We start from the raw sequence: 1,544 nt of genomic DNA on the forward strand, positions 1-1,544 counted from the left end.
GCCTGTGCGACCGGGGAGGCCGCCTCGCCGTGTCCGCCGCGCCACGGGGCGAGCGCGGCGACCAGGGCCATCGCGCCCGAGACCGCGAAGCACACCGCCAGGGGCAGCCGGCCGACCAGCAGGCCGACGGCCGCGGCTCCGGCCGAGGAGCCCGCGTTCACGGCGGTGTTCACCCACGTCCCGGCCCGGACCCGGGCGCCGGGCGGGGCACTCTCGTCGGCGAGAAGGTACGCCGTGGTGAGGGCCGGCGCGACGAACAGGCCCGCCACCGCCACGGCCGCGGAGAGCGTCACGAGCCCCGGCGCGAGCCCCGCCGCGCCCAGCGCGAGGGCGAGCCCGACCGCCAGCAGCGGAAGCCGCAGCCGGGCCGGCACCCGCCAGTCGACGGCACCGTTCAGGAGCCCGCCGACCGCGCTGCCCGCGGACAGCGCGGCCAGCACCCAGGCGACGGTGTGCTCGCCGTGCTGCCCCTGCTCGGCGAAGGCCAGCACCAGCAGGTCGACGGCGCCGAGCGCGAGCCCGACGCCCGCGGCGGCGACGACCGGCTGTACGAGCCCGCGCCCGAGGCGGGTCCGCTTCCCGGCGGGGGCGGCGTGCACGGTGACGCCCTTGACCACGGGGGACGTGACGAAGGCCGCGGTGCCGAGGCCCACCAGCAGCGCGCTCAGGGCGACCGCGGCGGCCGGGGGCGCGAAGCCCACCACCAGTCCCACGAGCAGCGGGCCCGAGACGAACAGCAGTTCCTCGGCGACCCCGTCCAGGCTGTAGGCGCGCTGCAGCAGCCGCCGGTCCGTGACGAGTTCGCCCCATACGGCGCGCATGGTGGGACCGAGCGGCGGGGTGCACGCGCCCGCGGCGACGGCCACCGCGGCCAGGAGCGGGACCGGGGCGCCCGGGCGCCAGCTCACCGCTGCCAGGGTGCCCAGCAGGGCGGCGTACAGCGAGGCCATCGGCACCAGGGCGCGGCGCGGGCCGTACCGGTCGACGAGGGACGCCCGCGCGGGCGACAGGAACACGCTCGCGGCGCCGAAGAGCGCCACGACGGCGCCGGCGGCGGCGTACGAGCCGGTGGCGGCGCTCACCGCCAGCATCACGGCGAGGGCGACCATGCCGTAGGAGAGTCTGGCGACCAGGGCGGCGGTGAAGGTGCGGGGGGTGTGGGGTGTGCGGAGCACCGCGGCGTAGGTGGGCCGCGTCGTGGGCGCGTTCATGCGGGGTTCCTCAAGGAGGGGGCGCCCTGTGCGGGCGTCCGGGCTTCGGGGTCGCCTGGGGCCGCGGGGGCTGCGCGAGGGCGCTGCCGGCGCGGGTCATGGGCGGGCCCTATGCCACGAGGAGGAACACGGGGGTCAAGGTAGCAGGCCTTCCCTCGCCCCCGCCGCCCTTACCCGTTCCCGTCCCTGTCTCGGGGGCGCTGCCCCCGAACCCCCGCTCCTCAAACGCCGGAGAGGCTAACTACTAGCCCGTCCGGCGTTTGAGGACGAGCGCGAAGCGCGATCAGGGGGCGAGGGGGCGCAGCCCCCATGCAGTGACGGGAAGGGTAGGGG

The 1,544-nt window shown here is 77.7% G+C and carries 1 protein-coding gene; it reads right to left on the reverse strand.

Translation table 11 applies throughout. The features are described from left to right. Positions 1-1,211 (reverse strand): MFS transporter (locus ACFWGJ_RS43630; protein ID WP_387334539.1); only part of this gene is annotated, 1,211 nt, incomplete at its 3' end. Positions 1,212-1,544 lie beyond the last annotated feature (333 nt).

Source organism: Streptomyces sp. NPDC060205, from assembly GCF_042728395.1.
In the GTDB taxonomy this organism is placed as follows: domain Bacteria; phylum Actinomycetota; class Actinomycetes; order Streptomycetales; family Streptomycetaceae; genus Streptomyces.